The 22,674-nt window shown below is 52.1% G+C and carries 26 protein-coding genes; 6 read left to right on the forward strand and 20 right to left on the reverse strand.

Annotated features, from left to right (window positions below; translation table 11 throughout):
• The first annotated feature begins 438 nt into the window (after positions 1-438).
• The gene (locus KK062_RS10450) at positions 439-1,527 is read left to right on the forward strand and encodes a DKNYY domain-containing protein (RefSeq protein ID WP_254084239.1); all 1,089 of its coding nucleotides are present in this window, start codon (positions 439-441) and stop codon (positions 1,525-1,527) included.
• 115 nt (positions 1,528-1,642) lie between these two features.
• On the opposite strand, the gene rpsA is transcribed toward KK062_RS10450, so the two are convergent.
• The 6 genes from rpsA to KK062_RS10480 form a co-directional block, all read right to left on the reverse strand.
• Positions 1,643-3,661 (reverse strand): 30S ribosomal protein S1, encoded by a 2,019-nt coding sequence (rpsA, locus tag KK062_RS10455; RefSeq protein ID WP_254084240.1) that lies wholly within the window; start codon positions 3,659-3,661, stop codon positions 1,643-1,645.
• Between the two features lie 246 nt (positions 3,662-3,907).
• Positions 3,908-5,263, reverse strand: coding sequence for a TolC family protein (locus KK062_RS10460; RefSeq protein WP_254084241.1), 1,356 nt, complete (start codon positions 5,261-5,263; stop codon positions 3,908-3,910).
• A gap of 22 nt (positions 5,264-5,285) precedes the next feature.
• Entirely contained in the window at positions 5,286-5,972 is a 687-nt protein-coding gene (locus tag KK062_RS10465) for an ABC transporter ATP-binding protein (protein WP_254084242.1), read from the reverse strand.
• Between the two features lie 534 nt (positions 5,973-6,506).
• Complete coding sequence (locus KK062_RS10470) at positions 6,507-6,923, reverse strand: OmpA family protein (RefSeq protein WP_254084243.1); 417 nt, start codon at positions 6,921-6,923, stop codon at positions 6,507-6,509.
• Positions 6,924-6,997: 74 nt separating this feature from the next.
• Entirely contained in the window at positions 6,998-8,575 is a 1,578-nt protein-coding gene (locus KK062_RS10475; protein WP_254084244.1) for an ATP-dependent DNA ligase, read from the reverse strand.
• Positions 8,572-9,636, reverse strand: a complete 1,065-nt coding sequence (locus KK062_RS10480) for a ligase-associated DNA damage response exonuclease (protein ID WP_254084245.1) — start codon at positions 9,634-9,636, stop codon at positions 8,572-8,574. Before KK062_RS10480 ends, KK062_RS10475 begins: the two co-directional genes overlap by 4 nt.
• Positions 9,637-9,890: 254 nt before the next feature.
• Here KK062_RS10480 and KK062_RS10485 point away from each other — a divergent pair, with 254 nt between their 5' ends.
• Positions 9,891-10,841 carry a porin family protein gene (locus KK062_RS10485; protein WP_254084246.1) on the forward strand — a complete coding sequence of 317 codons (951 nt, stop codon included), beginning with the start codon at positions 9,891-9,893 and terminating at the stop codon, positions 10,839-10,841.
• A gap of 19 nt (positions 10,842-10,860) precedes the next feature.
• Here the strand turns inward: KK062_RS10485 and KK062_RS10490 are convergent, their stop codons facing one another.
• On the reverse strand, positions 10,861-11,481 hold the full coding sequence (locus KK062_RS10490) for a nuclear transport factor 2 family protein (protein WP_254084247.1): 621 nt from the start codon (positions 11,479-11,481) through the stop codon (positions 10,861-10,863).
• Positions 11,482-11,570: 89 nt separating this feature from the next.
• On the opposite strand from KK062_RS10490, the gene KK062_RS10495 reads away from it, so the two are divergent.
• Positions 11,571-12,722, forward strand: coding sequence for a tetratricopeptide repeat protein (locus KK062_RS10495; RefSeq protein WP_254084248.1), 1,152 nt, complete (start codon positions 11,571-11,573; stop codon positions 12,720-12,722).
• 152 nt (positions 12,723-12,874) lie between these two features.
• Positions 12,875-13,003 carry a hypothetical protein gene (locus KK062_RS30715; protein WP_262899196.1) on the forward strand — a complete coding sequence of 43 codons (129 nt, stop codon included), beginning with the start codon at positions 12,875-12,877 and terminating at the stop codon, positions 13,001-13,003.
• Positions 13,004-13,083: 80 nt separating this feature from the next.
• Here the strand turns inward: KK062_RS30715 and KK062_RS10500 are convergent, their stop codons facing one another.
• The 13 genes from KK062_RS10500 to KK062_RS10560 form a co-directional block, all read right to left on the reverse strand.
• Positions 13,084-13,638, reverse strand: a complete 555-nt coding sequence (locus KK062_RS10500) for a thioredoxin family protein (RefSeq protein WP_254084249.1) — start codon at positions 13,636-13,638, stop codon at positions 13,084-13,086.
• A 24-nt stretch (positions 13,639-13,662) separates the two neighbouring features.
• On the reverse strand, positions 13,663-14,238 hold the full coding sequence (locus KK062_RS10505) for a hypothetical protein (RefSeq protein WP_254084250.1): 576 nt from the start codon (positions 14,236-14,238) through the stop codon (positions 13,663-13,665).
• Positions 14,222-14,794 (reverse strand): YkgJ family cysteine cluster protein, encoded by a 573-nt coding sequence (locus tag KK062_RS10510; RefSeq protein WP_254084251.1) that lies wholly within the window; start codon positions 14,792-14,794, stop codon positions 14,222-14,224. The genes KK062_RS10505 and KK062_RS10510 overlap by 17 nt, the downstream gene beginning before the upstream one ends.
• 89 nt (positions 14,795-14,883) lie before the next feature.
• Entirely contained in the window at positions 14,884-15,348 is a 465-nt protein-coding gene (locus KK062_RS10515) for a nuclear transport factor 2 family protein (protein ID WP_254084252.1), read from the reverse strand.
• A 94-nt stretch (positions 15,349-15,442) separates the two neighbouring features.
• Positions 15,443-15,934 (reverse strand): VOC family protein, encoded by a 492-nt coding sequence (locus KK062_RS10520; RefSeq protein WP_254084253.1) that lies wholly within the window; start codon positions 15,932-15,934, stop codon positions 15,443-15,445.
• Between the two features lie 23 nt (positions 15,935-15,957).
• A complete protein-coding gene (locus KK062_RS10525) occupies positions 15,958-16,407 on the reverse strand; it encodes a GyrI-like domain-containing protein (protein WP_254084254.1) in 450 nt (149 codons plus the stop codon).
• An 80-nt stretch (positions 16,408-16,487) separates the two neighbouring features.
• Positions 16,488-16,913 (reverse strand): SRPBCC family protein, encoded by a 426-nt coding sequence (locus KK062_RS10530; protein WP_254084255.1) that lies wholly within the window; start codon positions 16,911-16,913, stop codon positions 16,488-16,490.
• Between the two features lie 61 nt (positions 16,914-16,974).
• Positions 16,975-18,072 (reverse strand): alkene reductase, encoded by a 1,098-nt coding sequence (locus tag KK062_RS10535; protein WP_254084256.1) that lies wholly within the window; start codon positions 18,070-18,072, stop codon positions 16,975-16,977.
• 165 nt (positions 18,073-18,237) lie between these two features.
• Positions 18,238-18,522, reverse strand: coding sequence for an ArsR/SmtB family transcription factor (locus KK062_RS10540; protein WP_254084257.1), 285 nt, complete (start codon positions 18,520-18,522; stop codon positions 18,238-18,240).
• A gap of 153 nt (positions 18,523-18,675) precedes the next feature.
• Positions 18,676-19,104, reverse strand: a complete 429-nt coding sequence (locus tag KK062_RS10545; RefSeq protein ID WP_254084258.1) for a hypothetical protein — start codon at positions 19,102-19,104, stop codon at positions 18,676-18,678.
• Positions 19,104-19,616 carry a helix-turn-helix domain-containing protein gene (locus KK062_RS10550; protein WP_254084259.1) on the reverse strand — a complete coding sequence of 171 codons (513 nt, stop codon included), beginning with the start codon at positions 19,614-19,616 and terminating at the stop codon, positions 19,104-19,106. Before KK062_RS10550 ends, KK062_RS10545 begins: the two co-directional genes overlap by 1 nt.
• 17 nt (positions 19,617-19,633) lie before the next feature.
• Complete coding sequence (locus KK062_RS10555; RefSeq protein ID WP_254084260.1) at positions 19,634-20,176, reverse strand: hypothetical protein; 543 nt, start codon at positions 20,174-20,176, stop codon at positions 19,634-19,636.
• Positions 20,177-20,310: 134 nt separating this feature from the next.
• Positions 20,311-21,690, reverse strand: coding sequence for an ATP-binding cassette domain-containing protein (locus tag KK062_RS10560; protein ID WP_254084261.1), 1,380 nt, complete (start codon positions 21,688-21,690; stop codon positions 20,311-20,313).
• 160 nt (positions 21,691-21,850) lie between these two features.
• Between KK062_RS10560 and KK062_RS10565 the strand changes: the two genes are divergently transcribed.
• Together KK062_RS10565 and msrB are read left to right on the forward strand one after the other, a co-directional pair.
• Positions 21,851-22,093, forward strand: a complete 243-nt coding sequence (locus tag KK062_RS10565; protein WP_254084262.1) for a hypothetical protein — start codon at positions 21,851-21,853, stop codon at positions 22,091-22,093.
• A gap of 26 nt (positions 22,094-22,119) precedes the next feature.
• Positions 22,120-22,674 (forward strand): peptide-methionine (R)-S-oxide reductase MsrB, encoded by a 555-nt coding sequence (gene msrB, locus KK062_RS10570; RefSeq protein WP_254084263.1) that lies wholly within the window; start codon positions 22,120-22,122, stop codon positions 22,672-22,674.

Consider the following 22,674-nt stretch of genomic DNA (forward strand, 5'->3'; position numbering starts at 1 on the left):
TTTCCTCCTACAGCGGTTCGAATCCGCTCGGGACCTCCTTAAAAGGCTGACTTATTAAAGTCGGCCTTTTCTGTTTCCAAACGGAGCTTTTGCAGAGCTCTGGCTCTGCTTAATAATTTTTCCTCCTACAGCGGTTCGAATCCGCTCGGGACCTCCTTAAAAGGCTGACTTATTAAAGTCGGCCTTTTCTGTTTCTAAACGGAGCTTTCAGAGCTCTGGCTCTGCTTAATAATTTTTCCTCCTACAGCGGTTCGAATCTGCCTGGCGGCAGACGGGTCCGCTCGGAACCTAAAAAACCCTCATACTCAACGAGTTGATGGTTTTTCATTTCTATCCATTTCCTATTGGACGCGATCGGTTACATTTCGGGGCTCACTGAAATTCAATAAACGCTCATTCCGGGCAACCCCTGGGTTAAAAGCCCCCTTCTACAGATCTATGAACAGCTCTATCAATATTATCGTCACGGTTCTTCTTATTTTCTGGGGTGGTGTTCTCATGATGTCGCCTATGATGATCGTCGCCGAGGGAATACGCGACAATCGCGGATCGCTGTTGTTTGTTATGGCCATCCTGGGGTACCCTATTGTAGTATTCGGCGTCATTAAGATCCTGGGACTGCCGTATTTTGGCATGAATGTAACGGGATGGCTGACCGCAGTAACGGCAGTCTGGCTGATTGTGATCCTGCTGTACGGTCTGCCGGGAATGTTTTGGAATGCCGGACGGGGCATATCCAATAATGGGTATTTTGCTTCCGTCGATGCCGTGTACCACGACGGTAAACGCATGCGTCATGCCGATGCCCGATCATTCAAGCTCCTGACCGACAACCGGTATGCGATTGATAAAACCACGGTTTTTTACCATGGCGATCCCGTACGAGAAGCCGACCCTGCATCCTTCGAGCCTGTCGCGGAAGCACAACCGGATACTTCCCGGATTGTTGCCGACACCGGCACGCGAATATTCTGGCGGGATAAAAATCATATTTACTACAACGGCAAGCTGATTCCCGGGTGTGATCCTGCAAGCTTCGAGCTGATGGCCGGACTGTATAGCAGAGACGCTTCACACGTCTATTACTCCGACCAGGTACTGGCGGGCGTCGATCCCCGTACGTTCCGATTTTTAGGAGAAGGTATTGCTACGGACGGAAAAGTGCTTTATATCTACCATAAACGATCGGAGACCCCTGTAGACCTTTCCAGCTTTACCGTGATAGAAGGCGAATACGAACGTTTCTGCCGCGACAACAACGGTGTGTATATGCTCTTTGTATTGCAGGATGAACCATTGGTACGTGCAGCAGGCGCTGATCCGGCGACCTTCACGACATTGGAGCGCAGCTACGGCAAGGATAAAGATCATGTCTATTTCTTCGGAAATTACCAGGGTAAGGGCCAACAATTTGTGCTGCTCGAAGGCGCCAACCCGGCGACCTTCACCATTGGCTATGACGCCGCGACAAAATCAGAAGCGCGCGACGGCAGTCGGTCTTATCTGTACGGAGAGCGTGTAGACTAATGCCGGCTTCACCCGAGCCGCCACGTGTTTTTATGCACTATACCATGTGATGCTATAAACAAAAAAAGGTGGCCCTTTTGGAGCCACCTTTTCGGTATACGTTGTTAGCGTAAGCTTATTCAGCTTTGCCTTCGCCGCCTTGCATTTTTTCTTTCAAGGCGCTCAGCGCTTCGAGGTCGCCCAGCGTAGACTTTTCGTTCTGCTGGTTGATCGACTGGATCGAAGCACCTTTTGTCGGGGCTTTCTTGTTGCCACCGCCTTGGGCACCTTGTTTGCCACCGGCTACAGGGCGTTCTTCCTCTGCAGACCAGGTTGCTTTGTGCGATAATACGATTCTTCTGTCATCTTTCGAGAACTCGAGCACTTTGAAGTCCAGTGACTCGCCAACCTCTGCCTTAGAGTTATCTTCTTTGGCCAGGTTCTTAATAGCGGCAAAGCCTTCGATACCGTACGGTAACTCGAGCACTGCGCCTTTGTCGTTCTTGTTGATGATTGTGCCTTTGTGAACTGAGCCAATCGTAAATACTGTCTCGAATGTATCCCAAGGGTTTTCTTCCAGGTGCTTGTGGCTGAGGGCCAACCGGCGGTTAGCAGCATCGAGCTCGAGCACTTGTACTTCCATGGTCTCACTTACCTTCACGAACTCAGAAGGATGTTTGATCTTCTTGGTCCAGCTCAGGTCAGATACGTGCACGAGGCCGTCGATACCTTCTTCCAGCTCGATGAACAAGCCGAAGTTGGTCAGGTTGCGCACGATGCCTTTATGCTTGGTGCCTACAGCGTACTTCGTCAGTACGTCCTGGCGTGTCCAAGGATCTTCGGTGAGTTGCTTGATGCCGAGTGACATCTTGCGTTCTTCGCGGTCGAGGGTCAGGACTACTGCTTCAACCTCGTCGCCAACTTTCATGAAGTCTTGCGGGTTGCGCAGGTGTTGTGACCAGCTCATTTCGCTTACGTGGATCAGACCTTCCACGCCGGGCTGCAGCTCGAGGAATGCGCCGTAGTCGGCTACGTTCACGATCTTGCCTTTCACTTTCGAGCCTACTTGAATTTCGGCCGGCAGTGCATCCCAAGGGTGAGGCGTGAGTTGCTTCATGCCCAGGGAAATACGTTTCTTGTCTTCGTCGAAATCCAGCACTACTACTTTTACCGTCTGGTCGAGCTTCAACACCTCTTCCGGGTGGTTGATGCGACCCCAGCTGATATCGGTAATGTGGAGCAGACCGTCTACACCACCCAGGTCGATGAATACACCGAAGTTTGTCATGTTCTTGATGACACCTTCGAGTACCTGACCTTTTTCGAGGTTGGTGAGGATCGCTGCCTTCTGTTGCTCGAGATCTTTCTCGATCAATACTTTGTGCGATACTACTACGTTGTCGTTGGTGTAGTTGATTTTCACAACTTTCACCTCGATGTTCTTATTTACATAGATATCGAAATCGCGAATAGGCTTCACGTCGATTTGCGAACCAGGCAAGAAGGCCTCGATGCCGAATACGTCGACGATCAGACCACCTTTGGTTCTGCGTTTTACAAAACCTTCGATCACCTGGTCTTTGTCCAGGGCGGTTTGTACATATTCCCAACCCTTCACGAGCTTCGCTTTTCTGCGGCTCAGTACGAGCTGACCCATGGCGTTTTCACGCTCTTCGATGAAGAGGTCAACAACATCACCAATTTTCAGGTTGGTCATTTCTTTGAATTCAGCCAGCGGCACGAGACCGTCCGACTTGAAGCCGATGTTCAGGATTACGTCGCGGTCGTTGATCCCTACGACTACACCTTGTACTACTTCACCTGTGTCCACAGAGGTCACGGTGCCAGAGTACATTTGTACCATTTCCTCGCGCTTCTCTTTCGAGTATCCTTCACCAAAGCCTTTAGAAGCAAATGCTTCGAAGTCGAATTGGCCGGGGATCTGCTTTTCGTATTTTGCTTTCTTCAGTTCGGAAAGCGGGATGGCGTCGGTACCGATATCCTCGCGTTGCGCAGAGCGGAGGTCTGCCATCGGATCTTCGTCATCAGAGTCGACTTTTGATCCTTTTGCTTTAGATGTTCCTTTCGAAGCGTCGCTGGAAGCTCCTGCAGGTTTTCTGGGGCGATCACCACCCGGGCGTTGTACTTTTGACATGCGTTTGCCCTGTTTACATGCATCCGGCGGGCGGGCGGACACACTTTTGTTTGTTTACTCTCTTCAAGCGACCGCCTGAAAGACCCGCTCTTTTGAGCAGGGCTGCAAAGATACGAAAAGGCTGAATAACAGCAAAATACATTGCCTACCGCCGTTTTAAGTAGCCGGCCCATTCGTAGGTATCAAAACATAAAGCCCCTTTCGGAATACCGAAAGGGGCTTTTATCCAACAGTATCACTGCGCTGTTACGGAATATCCTCGAATTTGAGCGTTCCAATGGCGAAGTCCAACAGAATCTTTTGGAAGGAAATTGTAAACTTCGACTGCGCAAAATCTCCCTGCGCTTTCACATAGTTCTGGTTTGCCTGGGTGTACTGCACGAGATCGGTGATACCCAGGTCATAGCGTTCTTTTTCCAGGTTATAGGACAACTCCGCGGCATGCAGCTGTACCTCGGCTGCCTGATACGCTGCAATGGCATCCTGGAAATTCAGATAAGCCCTGAGCACATCATTCTTCACCGTGTTTTCAATATTGCTCCGCGCCAGCTTCGCATTGTTATGTGCAACCCTGGATCGAACTACGCTCAGGCGATTGCTGAGGTTATTAAAGATCGGAATGTTCAGTTGAAGACCGTATTGCAGTTGGGTGTTGTCAGTAAAAAACTGGTCTTGAAAACCACGCGCGGCAGAACCTTGCAGCTTGTTATAGGCAGAGCCATAAGAGCCGAAAGCCACGAGGTTGGGATAATAGCTTCCCCGGGTTGCCCGTACTGAGTGATGGGCAGCGCTCTCGGTGTATAGCGCTCCCTGATAATCAGCACGATTTGTCATGGCCGTGGCATACAGTTGGTTCAGTTCCTGGTCCAGCGAAGCAGTAAAATTTGCGTCCCACTGCGGGTCCTCGAGCTCAAAGTCGCCGGTTGCATCGATGAGCATGGTTTGTGCCAGTAGTGCTTTGTCATTTCGCAGTGTTACCCGCGCACGCAGAAACGTAAGCTCTGCGCCTTTCGCCAACGCGTCCTGTGTAATCTGATCCACCTCGGCCTTAGCCCCCAATTCCACCTGCCCTTTTATCTGATCGAGCTGAGCTTTGAGCAACTCTATGTTTCGCTCTGCAATCTTCATCAGTTCCTGGTCAAGCAGAACCTGAAGATACTGTGAGGACACGTCGCTGATCACCTGTTGCTCGGTACGTTTCACGACGCTCGTTTGGGCCCGCAGCAAGTCGCTCGACTGACGAATGGTATTAATCCGGTTAAAGCTGTTGAAGAGCATAAGGTTGGCGTCGATACTTCCATAAATGTTATCGCGAATACCGTTTTCAACCTTACCTTCGTTCTGGTTGAACGAATTACCGTCGATTCGCAAGGCTGTCACCGTGCCACTAACCGTCGGTGCCAGGCGCGCGACACTATTGGTCCTGACCGCCTGACTTAGCTGAAGGTTGTTTTTTTCCTGGTTCAGCAGGAAATTGTTTTTGATAGCAATCTTCACTGCTTCCTTGTACGACAACCTGGTTGGCACCTGCGTCGACGCCTCCTGCGCCTGGGCTGTAATCACCAGGCAGCTAAACCAACATATTGCAACGATCCTCTTCATGTTCTTGTATAGTTCTTAAGCGTTATGCTCCTACCATCACCTTCTCGTCCGACACGATGGTACCGTCGGCTACTTTCACGATACGTTTGCCGTAGCGCGCGTTCTCTTCCGAGTGTGTTACCTGGATGATGGTGATGCCTTCTTCATTGAGCTTTTGGAATATTTCCATGATCTGCTTGCCCTGGTCGGAGTGCAGGTTACCCGTCGGCTCATCGGCCAACAGTAACTTGGGTTGTCCGACGATGGCCCGCGCGATGCCGACCAGCTGTTGCTGGCCACCGCTGAGCTGCTCGGGGAACAGGTCTTTCTTGGCGACCATGTTAAACCGGTCCAGCATTTCGGCCACCATGCTTTTTCGCTGGCTGCCGCTCACGCCTTTGTACAATAGCGGCGTCTCGATGTTTTCGTAAACCGTCAGCTCGTCGATGAGGTGATAGGCCTGGAAAATAAAGCCGATGTAGTTTTTATGCATGTCGGATTTTTGTTTCTCCTTCATGCGGTGTACGGGCTCGTCAAAGAAAAAGTACTCACCTGCAGAGGGCTCGTCGAGCATGCCGATGATGTTCATCAGCGTGGACTTCCCGGCGCCGCTGGGGCCCATGAGGGTGAGGAATTCTCCTTGTTGTACATCCAGGTTGACGCTCTTCAGAATGAAGGTGCGCTGGAAACGTGAGTCCACGTACTTGTCGATGTCGAGTAGTTTGATCATAGTGTTGTATAAAAGGTCAGAACATGTTAGAGCGGGATGATTCCACGGGCTCCTGGGCGCTATGACCGGTGTCTGGTCTTTGCCAACAATGGTGCCAATGGACTTTTTAGCGGAAGATGCACAAAAAAGGGATGTTTTCAGCATGAAGTGCGTCCGCTTGTGCAAAATGGTGTCCTAAATCGGACGGTGGACATGAACACTGTTCGTGCGTTGACGGGGAGGCGCTGGGATGGGTCTGATAGGCTGTATGTATGCCTTTAGTAGGCTGTAAGTACGGCTTTGATACGGGTATGACCTCTGCGGGGGCTCGCCAGTCGGAAGACTGGCATCATGGTAGGCACAAGTCGCCCTCCCTTCGGTCGGAAGACTGCGCCAGATCCATATGGTTAGGGCGGGTTCGCCCCGGTTGTTCCGCGAGATGACCCCGCGCTGTCCCGGTGCTTTAGCACGGGCTCATCTCGGACTATACTCGGGCTTTACTCGGAGTATACTCGGAGACATCCTCGCTTTTGGCGGGTTGCCCGGCGCCTATTTTCAATAAATAATGGGATACAGAATTACATCCACCCGCCGATTTAACTGCATGCCGTTGTAAGTCTCGTTGCTATACACGGGATTGTCAAGCCCCCAGTTTTTGACATTGATCTTGTAGGATGGGATATTTTTCTGTAGCAGCAGTTGCAGCACCGCCTCGCCCCGCATTTCAGAAAGCCATTCATTGAACGCCCGGCCGCCGATCGGATCGGTGTGGCTGATCAGCTGCAGGTGGTATTTTTCCAGCAAATCGGGGATTGAATCGAGCCAGTGGTATAGGGCGTCTGCCTGGAACTCGTCGATCTCGTAGCTGCCTCCTCCAAAGTAGATACTTCTGCGCAGCTCGTCGCGTGTTTGCTGGGCAATGGCCGGCAGCAGCGGCAACAGAAGCAGCACGGTGAGGAGCAGGCGAGCCATGGGATTATAACGTTGGGTGTCCTAATTTAATCCATCCGGCAACCGAAATACAGCCCGATCCATGCAAACGGCAATTAACGCTCGTCCAGCAGCAAGCGGAGGCTTTCGAGGGTGTCGGCCTCCGCGGCGGGCTTGTCCTGGCGCCAACGGCGAATGCGGGGAAAACGCAGGGCGATGCCCGATTTGTGCCGCGTGGATTTTGCAATGCCTTCGAAGGCAATTTCAAATACCAGCTCCGGCTTTACGCTTCGTACGGGGCCAAAACGCTCCAGTGTATTTTGTTTGATCCACCGGTCTACCGCGCGGATCTCGTCGTCGGTCAGGCCGCTGTAGGCTTTTGTGAAGGGTACGAGCTGACCTTGGTCCCATACGGCAAATGTATAGTCCGTGTAAAGGTTTGCGCGCCGGCCGGCACCGTGCATGGCGTAGATCATTACCGCGTCCACGGTCAGCGGGTCGATCTTCCACTTCCACCAGTCGCCGCGACGGCGGCCGGTGCGGTAGGACGACGTTTTGCGTTTGAGCATGATGCCTTCGCTTACCAATTCGCGGGCGCGTTGGCGTTCTGCTGCCAGGGCTTCCCATGTATCGACTGTTACCAGCGCCGACAGGCGTAGCGTGGGATGTGGTTGTGCGCAGATCGTTTCGAGTATGGCACGGCGATCGTGCATGGGGCGCTCCCGCAGGTCGGTACCCTCCCACTCCAACACGTCGTAGGCTACAAAGGCAACGGGCACTTCACGCAGCAGTTTGGTGCTAAGCGTTTTCCGGCCGATGCGTGTCTGCAGGTGGTTGAACGACAACGGACGGTCTTCGTGAAACGGTAAGATCTCGCCGTCGAGTACGGTGCCGTCGGGCAGCAGGTCGAGCATGACAGTATATTCGGGGTACTTGTCTGTTACAAGCTCTTCGCCGCGTGACCAGACAAAGAGCTGGCGGTCGCGTACGATGATCTGTCCGCGGATGCCGTCCCACTTGTGCTCGGCGTACCATTCTTCCGGTGCACCCAGGGTGGCGACGTCGTCCTCTAACGCGTAGGCCAGGTAAAACGGGTACGGTCGGGAGATGTCGTGCTGTTCTTCTTCCAGCAGCTGGGTGAAGGTGTTTTGATCGGGCGTCCAGTTGCCCATGAGCTTGTGGGCCAGTACGGTTTCGCGCGTGCCGGTATGTTTGGCCAATGCTTTCACCATCAGCTGTTGGGATACGCCCATGCGAAAGCCGCCGGTAATAAGTTTATTGAACACAAAGCGCTCGGTGTGATCGAGGCGGCTCCAGGCGTCGTAGATCTGTGCTTGTTTTTCTTCGATCGTGAGCGGTTCCAGCGCGCGGATGAACTCAATCCAATGGGTCAGTGATTCATCGGACGCGGTGCGCGGTGGTGGGAGTAGCAACGTGATGGTTTCGGCCAGGTCGCCGACGACGTGGTACGATTCTTCAAACAACCACAGGGGTAAGCCCGCTTGTGCCGAGGCCCATGTCGCGAGCAATGTTGTGTTGACGGTGCGCTTCGGGCGGCGGTGCGACAACAATGCCATGGCCCATAGCTTGTCCGCATCGGGTGCCTGGCGAAAGTAGTTTACCAGGGCATCGATCTTGCCAAGTGTTTTGGTGGTCTGGTCCAGCGCGGTAAACAGGTTGGCGAAGTTTTTCATGCCGTGGTCCCCCCCGTATTCTCCTGTTCCTCGATGGGATCGGGATTGGTCTTCTCCTCTCCTTCTACCATCTCACTCAGCTCGCCTTCGTAGTGTGTCTTCACGGCATGCGCTTCCAGCCCCTGCTCGCGCAGCCATTGGGTATAGATTTCGGTATAGCCATGGGTGACGTATACCCGCTCGGCGCCGGTCTCGCGCACGGTGGTATTCAGACTCTCCCAATCTGCGTGGTCGGACAGCGCAAAGCCGCGGTCGGCGCCGCGTCGGCGGCGTGCGCCCCGCAGGCTCATCCAGCCTGAGGCAATACCCAGCGAGTAGGGTAAAAACCGGCGAATCCACGGAGAGCCTACTGCCGACGGGGGGCAAATTACCAGGGAACCTTCGAAGTCCTGCTTTTTGTGTTGCGTCGTCACCCTTTGCGTTTTGGGCAAGACCATGCCCTGGGCGCGGAATATGTCGAGTATATTATCTACGGAGCCATGTAAAAACACGTTGCCAATGGTTGTGTCGATGTTCTTAATGATGCGCTGGCTCTTGCCGAGCGTGTAGCCCGCGATGACAGACACTTTGCCTTCTGCACGGTTTTGCCGCCACCACCCGTTGATATCGTCCATGATGGTCTGCTGCGGCTTCCACCGGTACACCGGTAATCCAAACGTTGATTCGGTAATGAACGTATGACAACGCACGAGCTCGAACGGCTCGGACACACCGTCGTTTTCGAGCTTATAGTCGCCGGTGAACACCCACACCTCGCCTTGATGCTCTACCCGGATCTGTGCCGAGCCGGGAATATGGCCGGCGGGGTGAAATGTAAAGTGTACGCCGTTAATCACCACAGGTTCGCCATACCGTACGGTCTGCAGGTTATTTTCCAGGCGCAGGCGGTAGCGGATCACGGGGGCAGCGGATTCTGTGCACAGATAGTGTGTATGGCCCGGTCGGGCGTGGTCTGCGTGGCCGTGGGTAATGAGTGCGCGGTCTACGGGCTTCCAGGGGTCGAGGTAGACGCCGGCGGGTGGGCAATAGATTCCGCGGTCCGTGAATTCCAGTAAGGGCATGCGTGTGGGTTTGTTTTGGGAAATCTAGTTAAAAACGCGTACCCGGAGGGGAGAAGAGTGTGAGTGTGAGAGCGAAGAAAGAAGAAAAAAAGAGGAGTGTGAGGGCGCGAGCGAAGAAAAAAACGGAATAAGGCTCGCACCGGTGTCTGCGTGACCTTGTAAATCAGCGAACTAGCGTATATACCCCCTGTATAAAACATTTTGTGGCTGATATTAAAATAATTAGTATACTAGCCGTTGTTATCTACTCTACCATGCTACGTTATTCTTTGTTTGTTAGCCTGATTGTGTTCGGCACAGTCGTTTCTACGCTCGCCCAACGTATTGTTGTACAGCCTAAAATGGGCGTGACGCTATCGACGATCACAAACCATGCGGGCGTTTTTGATGTCCGTCCGGGGTATTACAATCCGACGCCCATCGCGGGAGTGTTAATGCCGCACAGTGCCGCGCCCACGCCGGGCACACCGTACGGATACATTACTGGGACATCCTATAGCGGCATGCCACCTACGCAGCTGGGTTTGGAGATTCCGACGCTTGATAATACGGCTTTCCAGGAGGTGCCCCGGCAGGAGACGAAAGTTAAAACTGGTTTTACGATTGGTGTGGCTGTCAACATTGCGTTTTCAGAACGTTTTTCATTGCAGCCCGAGCTTAGCTATATCCGGAAAGGCGCACAAACTCATTATTCAACCAACAGCATACAAAGTAATCCGGAGTCGTCATCAGAAACAGTCTCCCAGTCGTGGGGGGACGGCAAAGTAACGCTGGAATACCTGGAGCTACCGATCCTGGCACGCTATAACTTCCCTTCGCAAAGTAAAATTATAACATTCTTTGTCGTGGCAGGGCCCGCCTTTAGCATGGGCGTTGGTGGCCAGGTGCGTTCTGATGCTGGCTATTCCTATTACACTCGCGCTACTGACTATACTCTGGTTGGGCCGTGGAATATTGGTGAAGGCACTTCCACGCGCCGCGGCTCGGTGGAGTTCGAAGACGGCATCTTCTCGAAAAATGGCCAGGATCTTCCTATCAATAAGAAATATGATGTCGGCGCTCAAATCGGCGGCGGCGTGACGCTCATCAAATATCTCGTGATAGATGTTCGGTATAGCCGCGGTTTTGTCAGCGTCTACGATCGCTACTCCAACGCGCGCAATCAGACACTCCAGGTGTCCCTGGGCGTGCCGCTTATCTTTTAGCTTATTGACGCGGACTTTATTACCAGCCAGTACGACCGCTATTCCAACGCTTATAACCAAACGCTCCGGGTAGTGGCAGGCTTTCTGCTGGCGTTGAATTAAGATCATACGACTTTTTTATACCGAGGTCCAGATGACCTCTGATGTGTTTGCGCTCGGTCTCTTTGGGGATGTTGCAGCCGGTTTTGCGCCGCGTGTCCGCCAGGTGAAAGATCTTCCAGGCGCCGTATTTGTCGCGGAACAGTTGAAATGCATCTACACCGCAGTGGCTAAAGGTGTCGCCGGCATAAAAGGCATAATCACACCAGGCTTGGGAAAAGTCGCCATCCAGTTGCACTTTCAGGTTCCAGACCTCTTCATACCATACTTGCGGGTGAGGTGTACCGACGGCTTTCAGAAAGTCGTCGAGGGAGGACTCGCGGCGTAGTGCCGGGGCGTCGTTTTTGTCGCGGTAGACGGTGGCCATGGTGACTTCCGGCGCGAAGGCGGCGTGTACCATGGCACTGTCGCCTTTTTCCATGCCGGTAAACAGTTGCGTTATGACGGCTTTGATGGCAGCTTCGTCGGCGGATTGGCTCCGGGCGGTGCCTGCAACGGCTAACAACAGGCAGGTAACGATCAGGATTCTGAATTTCATCATCGTGGGTTTTAGATATAGGCGAAGATCGTGAAAATGACGTTTATAACCACTCCCAAATATTTACTACTTTTAGCCGTATTTTACTGCTTATGTTCCACAAGATTTTGCTGGCCCTGGTCGTCGTTACCTGTATGTTTTCTTCCACTCCTGCGTTTACTGCAGGCCCTGACAGCCTCCTGGCCATTTTAGATACCGTACCCCGCAACGAGGCTAAAGTAAAAACGCTGAACGAGTTGTTTCGCGCACACTTGCAAACCAATCCTGTCAAGGCAGTGGGCTTTGCCCGCGAGGCCCTGAACCTGGCCACGGAGATCAACGACCGCAAGGGTCTGGCCGCGGCCTACAACAACCTGGGCGTGGCCTATAAAACCCAGGGCGCCCTGGATAAGGCCCTCGAGTATTACCTCACCTCCCTGCACTTGTACGAGGCGCTGCAAAACAAAGAAGGCATCGCCACGACGCGCAACAACATCGCGACGATCTATTCGATGAAGAAGGATTACGGCCAGGCTATGAAATACCTGCAGGAGTCCTACAAGCTTTTTATCGAGTTGCAGGACGAAGACAAGATCATCGGCTCCATGAACAACCTGGGCAACCTGCACAGCGAGATTCAGCTGTATGAAAAGGCGATGGACTATTTCTCGCAGGCATACCAGCTAAGCGAAAAGAAAGGCCAGGCCTTTGCCGATCCCCTCACCAACATCGGCAATCTATACTTCCGTCAGAATAACTATCAACGTGCCGTCGAGAATTATGAAAAGGCACTCCAGCTCGAGCGCCAGAACAACAACACGTTGGGCGCCCTGAACATTCTCATCAACCTCGGCATTACGTACACCAAGGCCAAACAACCCAAGCCCGCGCAGGTGTACCTGGACGAGGCGGCCAGACTCTGCCAGGAACTGCAGGCCTTCTCGTACTTACCGTCCATTTACAAGACGACATCTGAAAACTATAGCAACCAGGGCAAGTGGAAAGAAGCGTACGATACGTATGTGAAGTACGACGAGGCCCGGGAAAAGATCTATGGCGAAGAGAGCAGCCGCAAGATCGCCCAGATGGAGATGCTGATAGACTTCCAGGAAAAAGAAAAAGAGCTCGACTTGCTGAAGTCGGAGGATGAGATCACGCGGTTGGAGCTGCGCAGCACGCAGTTGGTGGTGGTGCTGATCATTCTGGGGGTGCTGACGGTGTTAGGCGGGCTGAATTTGTTCCTGCGCAAAAAGATGCTGAAGTAGGTATGGTGTAGCCGTTGCGAGGGAAACGATTGCACCTGACAGATAACACAGAAGTACCAAAACAGCGAAATTTTACAGTTTTTTTAACGCTAAATCCTTTTACGGTTTACACGCATGCCATACCTTTGTTTCTGTAAACAACCACTAGAACCATGTTTCAACAGTTTATTGGAGACGGAGCAAACATTTTTATCGCCATTGTAGCAGTGCTGGTAGGCTTTGCCACAGCGTTGGGCTATGTTGATTTCCTGAAGGTTAAAAAGGACGAGAAGAAAGACTAATTGCACATCAATCGCTATAAAGAAAAAGCCTTGATGCTGCTGCACCAAGGCTTTTTTATTTAGCCGTTGTCTATCTCTTATTAATATGGCGACTGGTAGCTCTTTTCCCAGTCTTTCCACGTCATACCTTTCTTGTGTTGATTTTCGCCAAAGTACTGGGCGATCATGTGAAACTCGGGCGCCTTACGGTAGCCGGGTACAGGTTGGATCATATTAAAGTTCTCATCCAGAAATACCACAGTAGGATAGCTTAGCTGATTGTTCAGCAACGCGGCGGCCAGCTCGTGGTAGCCACTGCGGCCGCTGGCCACGTACTTGTATGTAGTTCCGTTTAAGACCACGTCTTCCTTCTGCTCGCCATTAAATTTTACGGGATAGAATTTTTCATTCAGCAGCTGGGCTACCTTGGGGTCGCTGAACGTTTCGCGATCCATTACTTTGCACCATCCGCACCAGTCGGTGTAGACGTCGACAAAGATGGGGCGTTTTTCCTTTTCGGCTTTCTTTATAGCCTCCGCTAGCGTGAGCCATTGTACGTCGCCTTCGGCCGGTTTGGCGGGGCGATCGATCATTGTCATAGCCGTTACTGCCAGCACACCGGCGAGGGCCATTGCAGAAAATAGTAGTCGTTTCATAACGTTAGAGATCTGGTACAAAAATCAGCGTACCCGGCGAGGGGCACCCTTCAGGTTAAAGTAATCGCGGTTTAGATTGAATACCAGGGAGAAGCGATTGCGGTAGATGGTGGTGATCTCCTTGTCGGACAGGGGTATCTGGTATCCATAGAACAGGTCTGCAAACCCCAGGATAGTCAATCCGATCTTGGGTGTCGCTACCAACGAGCGGCGGTTGCTTCCTTCGCTGTCGTAGTTGTGGTCGATGAAGTAGGTCAGGTCTACTGCCGTGCCGATGATGCCTGCCGTAAACTCGTAGCCCAGCTTGGGGCCGAGCAGCAGGTTGTTATCATCGACAAAGACATCGACGGTGCAATAGGCGCCCTTGGTAAATAGTGTCAGGGGATGTTTGTAGATGCTCTGCCATTGTACGCCACCTTCAAAGAAGGCCCGGTCCTGGGCGCCGACACCGATCTTTGGAATGATGCGCGAACGGGTCCAGAAGCGATCAAAAGGTCCGGTACGGGCAGAATCGCTCTGCGCATAGGTGCTTGTCGCTGTTATGATAAGCAATACGGCTCCCAAAAATCTTACGGCCAATGCTTTATTCCCTGTACGCATAATAATGCAATATAACCTCAATTGCCCTCTTTATGGCTTCGTTTATCGGGAAAAATTCGCGAGTCAACTCAAAATCAATACCGTGCAACTGCATGTAGTATTGGTTCATGACCGGCAGGCCTCCCTCCTCGCCTACTGTTTGCTGCGCCGCCTCGTATTGAGCGGCTTGTTCTGTTTTGATAACCTGACAGGTGACCAGCTCTTTTCGTCCGTACTTGTTAGTTCGGGCGGAGTAGCCAAACAGCCTGCAGATAAGTCCGCGATGTTTGTATTCCGAGCACAGCCCGGCACCTGCCTGCGTTGGGTTCAAAATAACACAAAGCGACGTATCGCGGTCGCGGAGTGTATCATACCAATCGTGTGCCAGGTTTTGCTGGTAGAGATGGTAGGCAAAGGGCAGGAATTCCAAGGGGGTGGCCTCGATGTCGGCCTTGTAACAACACTTGCCGCATCCCCAGGCGCAATGCAGTCCCGACCAGGCCTGGAAAGAGGCTATTTCCTGGTCGAGCTTTTCAAACACACCCTCTACAGCAGTAATTTTTTCCTCTAAGCTCACAGTACAAAGGTACAGCTTATCGGCGAACGAATTTACGTGGGCCGGTCGGGTAACAAGTTTTTAACAGGATATGGGGAAAGAATGGTGCGTTATCGCCTGGCGGCCAGGAAGGCATCGAGACCGCGTCGTGCCGTCTGGCGTACCTTGTTGCGCACCATCGGACTCCACCCCAGCAGCCATCCGGCGGCGCCTAATGCCTGACGCGACCAGCGCCAGAAATCAAAGCGGTCGGTGTGCCGGTAGATCTTGCCGTCGCGGAATTCAAAGGTAGCCTGTACGATGTTGTGTACCAGGCGTCCGGTCCTGGAGAAAGTATAGCATGCTTCCCAGGTGCAGCTGCCCCGGTTGCCGGTTGTTTGGATCGTGTGGGCTTTCACCGCCAGGTCGCGTGAAGCCGTTAGCAGCATTTGCCACATGGCCTTTACTTCGGCCGTATCGAGCTGTTGAAAGACGGGGTCGTAGAAGGTCGCTTGCGGATGGTACAGTGCCTGCATGGCGGCGTAGTCCTTCCGGTTAAAAGCAGTATAGAAGTCGCGGATGATGGCCTCGTGCATGGTCGTCGGTGAAAGGTGGAAAGCTAGCGGCTATTACCGACTTGTCCAAGCACGGGCTTCCTGCCTACCGGCTTTCCTCCACCTCATGCCGAGGCTACTGACCGGCCGGTTTTGTATACTTTACCAGGTCGATGCCAACCCCGTTGGGGTCGACAATGGCAAAGTGCCGGTCGCCCCACGGCTCGTCGCGCAGGGCAATGGCAATGGGCACACCCAACGCTTTGATGCGGTTATATTCAGCATCGACATCGGTCACCTCGATCGTAAAGAAGATACCTTTCCCTGCAAAGGCTGGTTGAAAGAGTGGTTGCTGCGAGGCATGGCCGGGTAACATAAATGCCACTTCTGCCTGGTGGCCGGGCGTGTGCATCAGCAAATAGAATTCGTTCTCGAACGTCACGCCGAAGTTTAACACGCGGGTATAGAAGTCGCGCGATTCTTTGAGCTTAGGAGTAATGATACCGGCATTCAGTTTCATAGGGTGCGTGTTTTTAGGTTGCGTCTGTGCTGAGGAGGTATAAGCCACCAGCATGCCGGCGATGCCGATGACAATACCAATGATGATGATGAGCTTTTTCATGGTCATAGGGTGAGGTTAGTTTACAAGGGTTATGCAATGCCGATTTGGATCTCCGAAGTATTGCCTTCGGGGTGGGCCATGTCGACGTTAATGTATAGCTCGCGATTGACAGCCAAGGGTGACAGCTTATGCTCGGTGATGTATTCCATCATCTTACCGTAGCTCTGGGGCATCCGATCCCACGGACCTTCGTGCACGTAAGAGACACAGCGGAACGGGCTTGTGCGTTTATATTGAAATTGCCCGTCGTATTCTTTCGGGATCTCCCGCACCGGTAAGGCTATCTCCAGCGTAAAGGGTTTTGTCACATCGGTAAAACCGATGTAGTGCCAATGCACCGGGCCGGCAACGAAGTGGCCACGCGCCACGGCTTCGGCAAAAAGCTGTTGCCCGACGGGTAAGAACTGTTGCAGCTCGCCGAGGGTAGTTTCCACCCGGTGGAACAGAAAGTTAATGGGATGTACTTCTTTGACTTGCATAGGGATCTTTGGTTTTTGTTGTGACAAAGCAACATCGCGGTCCTGACAGCAGTGTGTCAGGAGCATCTCTGCTGCTGAAATTAATTTTCGGTTTCGAGAATTTGTTTGAGGCGCGGCAGATCGTATGCTGCCAGCAATTTGCCGGCATACCAGGGCGCCATCAGGCTCCAGGGCCCATTGAACGATACCGATACGCGCAGCAGCGTTCGCTCACCGCGCGGTTCGAATTCCATATTGTAGGTGGGTTGGAGCCAGGCGTTGCGGCGTGTAACGGAACGCCTGTGATATGGCGTGTGCTCTGTGACTTCGTAGGTGACGGGGCGTGCACGGCCGGGCTGTAAACACGTGTAACGTGCGCCGGTACAGTAGTGATCGATGGCCGTCCACTCGGCCTGGTCTACCTGGGCTTGCCAGGTGGCGTTGTTATGGATATCGCATACATAATTGAACAAGGCCCGGATCGGCCAGTCAATTTCAATCTGTTGTTCGACGGTCTGCTTCTTCATACACCGTAAGGTTTGGTACGAAGAAACAGACCGCGAGTGACAGCCCTATGGCAGCAGGATTTCAGGCATTCACAAGTTCCTGATCAAATACGGGGTAGTCGATCAGTCCTTTTGCGCCCGGTGTGTATAATGTGCGGGCATCGACCATAATGTTCAACGGCAACTTCTTACGCAGGCGTGGCACCAGGTCGGGATTGCTAATGAACGGTTTGCCAAAGGCCACCAGGTCGGCAAAGCCCGACGCCAGGTCTTCTTCGGCTTGAAAGACTGTATACCCGCCGGCCAGGATCAGTGTCCCCTTGAACTGCTCGCGGATCATGCGCCACACGGGTAGCGGTCCGCCTGCAGGTGTTATGTCTACGTTGGCCAAGTGCAAGTAGCCAATGTTGAGATCATTCAGGCGTGCCGCCAGATACGTGTACGTTTCGTCCACCTCCGCATACGGGGCCATGTCGTTTTCTGTGCCATGGGGCGACAACCGTACGCCTACTTTATCGGCGCCAATCGCATCGCTGATCTCTTGCGTCAGCTCTAACAAAAAGCGACTGCGGTTTTCGATGTTGCCACCGTATAGATCCGTGCGCTGATTGGTATGCGGCGACAGGAATTGTTCGGGCAGGTAGCCACCCGCGGCGTGTAGCTCCACCCCGTCAAAGCCTGCGTCGATCGCATTTTGAGCAGCCCGCACATACTCATATTTTGTTTGCTGCACTTCGATGGCCGTCATGGCATACGGCACGGTGTGTGCCTGCGGGCCTTTCTGATCGGTCATTATCTGACCGGCAGCACCCACGGCAGACGGCGCCACCACTTTCGCTCCGCGGGGCAGGTTTAGCGCGTGCGCAATGCGGCCGGTGTGCATTAGTTGCATAAAGATCTTGCCGCCTGCTTCGCGCACACCGTAGGTCACTTTTTTCCAGGCATTTACCTGGTCGTTGGTGTAGATGCCCGGCATGCGCGGATAGCCCAGGCCATTGGACGACGGCGATACACCTTCGGTAATGATGAGTCCCGCCGACGCACGCTGCTTGTAATACGCGGCCATGAGGTCGTTGGGTATATTGTTAATGGCCCGGTGGCGTGCCATGGGAGCCATGGTAAATCGGTTTTCCAGGGAGATGTTTCCAAGTCTGTAGGGCGTAAAGGCTGTTCTGGTCATGCTCGGCGAACGTTTATATGATACATTTAAATACTTCGATGCGTTGGGTTGAAAAAAATCCCCATTCCGGGGTTGTAATGCTTTAGACGCACGCCAGGGCTTTTTAGTTCATAGACACATTGAAATATTTCAATATATTCTCTCAAAAAAAATCCCTCTGGGATTTTAGGCGAACTTCAGCAGGGTCACGGCACTGGTGTATTCCTTTAATACGGCGTCGTTTAGGGTGTATTTTTGGTTTCTTCCCTCCTTTTCGGCGTCGATCAGACCCGCTTCGATGAGTACTTTAAGGTGGTGGCTTACGGAAGGCTGTGCCAGGGGGCTTTCTTCCTGGATCTCCGAACAAAAACCGCAACCACCCTTTTTGGCGATGTGCTGCAGGATCTTGAGGCGGTTGGCATCTCCGAGCGCCTTGGAGATCTTTTCGATTTGCTTGGTATTCAGCGACATACTCGTTTTTGACAGATGCACCCGTCTTATTGACAAATGCAAATGTATTGATTCATTTTAAATACATAAAGCAGTCGGCAAAAGTTCAGGGGGAGTATTTCACGCCACGCCAGGATCGTTGGCTGATAAACCGGTTATAAAAAGGCCGGCTGCTTATTGGGTCAGGTCAACCGTGAAATCCTCTTTCACGGTATCCGTTAGGTTTATCGTGGGCAATAGGTATTGGTTAAAACGGGAGCTTTCAGTTTTTGTATGTAAAACGCCGCGGGTAGTACCCACCGAGATGGTTAGAAGATGCACCATAAAGCCTTTTTCGATCACCATCTTGTTGCCATTTTTAAACTGGTCCCAGGAATCTTCTTTCATTTTAAAATGACATCCTACCTCAATAACCAGAAACGGTTTATCGCTGTGTTGAAATCGAAATTGAGAAAACGCGGATATGACTTTATCTTTTTGAATAAGCGCAAATCTAAATTCACCTACTAACGCTACTTCCTTCTCGGGGAAGTAATAGTCGTCAATCATTGCAAATTGTTCCGTCGTTATTTTAGCAATTGAAAATTCAACACTTTTGTCCATCAGGCTACCATTTCTTCAGGTGATTCAACATCAGCATTTTTATAGACACCAAATACTTTCTCGCTATTGCTGTATACGATAATCCTGGAGGTCTGGATCTCTTTTTTCGTTTGAGATTCCAGGGCATTTCCTATTCCATAGCTCATATATACTATCTCCAACTGTTGACCTTCCCAAACAATTGTTCCGAGTTCCCTGACGAACGTATTATAGCGGGATATAGCCAAAAATAGATCTACGGACAACGCATCTTCTAATGCTGAAATTGTCTCCAAAGACAGATTCTCAGATCCCTTCACTATTTTACTAATGTATTGAGGGGAAACATTCATTCTTTCTGCCAGTTCCTTCTGCGTCATATTTTTTTCTCGCAAGGTGCGCAACACCTTCAATGCAACTTTAAAGGAAACATCTTTCCAACGTTCTTCCTTTTTTCGTTGCTCTGCTTTTTCAATCCATTTAGATGGCTCTGAAGCAGTCAGGCTATCTAATTTTTTCAGGTTGCCTGTCATAACGTTGAATTCAATCTTTACAAATCCAATTCTTTAGCGCCTTCAACATCGACAATGCCCTCTTCCTCAAAAAAGGAAAAACATCGTTGCATCTTTTGAAGCTCGCGACTTGTATGCACCCGATCTTGCATCGCTTTTGTAAGCTTTATAGCACCCCCTGTTACATAATAGCGATGTGCAATCCTGATGGCATAAATTCTAAACCAGCTTTTGTAACATAGCCCATAAACTTTTTGCCTTGGGAAAGGCCACCGGTCTTCATTTTCACTCAAAGGCCTGAAAACGTTATGCAATGGTTGATGTTGATGCTGCACTACATCCCTCAAAAGCTTTTCCAGTCGTTTTGCTTCTGCCTTTGTTATTAAAATCGCTTGCTCAACGGTGGGGATAGGATCAAAAAAGCCGCTTTGAAGATCATTTTTGTTTGCCTCAAAGAATTGCTCCAGGAACTCAGGATCCTGACAGGCATCAAACAGTCGCTCGAATTCGTCTGCCCCATCACTGTCGTCTCGATAATTAAACGCATACAACCGATCCTCAAAGATACACACAATATTCATTATATCAACCTATAGGTTTATAACAACGTACTTCAGTTCACAACTTTATTTAGCCAAGATAGCAATGGCCCAGGAAAAACATTTACCCATGTCACACCAAAAAATCGGGTTTTTCCCAACATTTAAGCGTCAAATTACAAGCTCAGTCGCTGTTGCGTCCAGCGTGCGATGTCCTCTTCATAATGGGTAATGAGCACCAGCGTTGTGTCGGCGTGCAGATGCTCCTGCAGGTAGGCATTCAGACGCTCTTTATTGATGGGATCGAGAAACTGGTAGGGCTCATCGAGCAGTAACAGCTCCCGGCCGGATACCAGGCTGCTGATAATGAGCATGATCTGCAACTGACCCGAGGAGAGTGTTTTTACCGGGCGGTCGATAAAGCCCTGGGCTTGAAAATGTTCGATGGTATGGGCCAGGGCTTGTTGGTTCAGCTGCCGATGTTGCTGCGCAATCCAGGTGCGGGCTGTTTCGGGGCGGTACTGCGGGGCTAAATAGCTGATCAGCTCCGGGCCGAAGTAGTTAATGCGGTTTTTAATGTCCCAGATAGACTCGCCGCTGCCGCGCCGTTGGCCAAACAAGAAGACGGGCTGGCTGTAGGCCATGGGGTGGTCGGCAAAGATAAGACTGAACAACGTCGTTTTGCCCGAGCCGTTACGGCCGGTCAACGCCCAGCGCTCGCCCCGCCGGATGGTCCAATAAAAGTCTTCGAGTATGGTGCGGCTGCCGTACCGGATGGCGATGCCCTTCATTTCTACGATGGGTGTCCCGTCTTGCAACGGCTTTGCCGTCGTGTATACCGAGGGTGCCGGCGAGGGTGCTGCCTGTATCGTTTCAACGGACTTTACGGCTCCATCGGCCAGCACAAGGCGTCGGTTGATCGACTCGGGCAAGTGGTGGCTGTGGTCGGTCATAATGAGGGTGATACCATGGTGGCGGGCCAGGTGATCCAGGAAGGCGGCGAGGTCGACACGGCTGGCATGGTCCAGGCCTTCAAAGGGATAGTCAAACAGCAAGACGCTGGGCAGCCCGCGCACCAGGTTCTGCAGAATCATGACTTTTTTCAACTGTCCGTTCGACAGCCGCGTCACCTCGACGTCCAACAGTGTCGCCACGTTGAACGTGGCCGGCATGTCCAGGGTATTAAATGCGCCGGCCTCCACACCGAGGATGTCTTTGACGCGAGGTACGCGCTCGTCACCCATGGAGTAATAACGCTGCTGGTAGAACATTCCATGCTGGTGCAGAAAGACTTGCAGCGCGTGCGCGGGGATGTAGTGTATATGTTTCTTGCGCAGAGCAGACCGTTCGTCCCAGGTGGCGCCCTGGACAAAGTCGTATACCACTTCGCCGGCGGTGGCGTGCACATTTCCCGCCAGCAGGTCGAGCAGCCAGGTTTTGCCGCTGCCATTGGCCCCGGTGATAACCCAATGTTCGCCGGCGGCGATGCGCCAGGTTATGTCCTTTAGCAACGGTGCTTCCACCCGCTGCACACGCACGTGCTTCAACTCGATCATGCCGCAAGAAAACAAAAAGTATACAGCCGGCCGGTGCCGATGCTGTAACAATTCCTTACGAACACCTGTATTTCCGATTGTGTAAAAGGGATTTTTCCCCCTGGTATCATATTCTCAAAAAATAGTACCTTGCTGTATAATGCCGTTATCGGAATGTTTTATGGAACAAGAAAAACTAGAATTTTTTAAGCTGGACGAGATCGACCGTAAGGTGTTGTTGTGGCTATTGTCGCACGTCCCAAAAAAATCTGTTATCGCCTGGCTGGAGTACACCGCCGTTCAATACAAGCAGGAAAATTCTATCGAGCTGGACCTTGACAAGATCCGCGCCGAAATCGAAGAGTCTATGGGGAACCAGGAGTCTGCCGGGAATCAAAAACCAAACGAGCGTGTTTTAACGTAGATCCAGTACGTTTAAACCAGCACGCTATGCACACTTTTGCTTTTGTTCTGCTTACGGCTACCACGCTGGTAGCCTGTCACTCCGCCTCCGAGCGCCCGGAAACCTCCACCGCCGTATTGACATCGGCGGCCACATTACAAGACACCACGGGCAAAGTCGTCCGCACCGACGCCGAGTGGAAGGCTATACTCACGCCCGAGCAGTACAGCGTACTGCGCAAGAAGGGAACCGACATGCCGTTTACGGGCAAGTATACCAACACCCGTGAAAAAGGCACATATTACTGCTCTGGCTGCGGGCAAGCACTCTTTTCGTCAGATATGAAGTTTCCGTCCGAGTGCGGCTGGCCCAGTTTTGACCGCGAGCTTGCCGGCGACCGCATTACTACGATTGTAGACCGTACCCACGGGATGGTACGTACCGAAATTTTGTGTGCACGTTGTGGTTCACACCTGGGCCACTTGTTTGACGATGGGCCGACCATTACCGGCCAGCGTTATTGCGTGAACTCTACCTCCCTGGAATTCAGGAAGGCCGACGAATCCAAAGACAAAGAAGCTGCCAAATCGAAAAAACCCTAA

The organism is Dawidia cretensis (assembly GCF_018598175.1).
In the GTDB taxonomy this organism is placed as follows: Bacteria; Bacteroidota; Bacteroidia; order Cytophagales; family Cyclobacteriaceae; genus Ohtaekwangia; species Ohtaekwangia cretensis.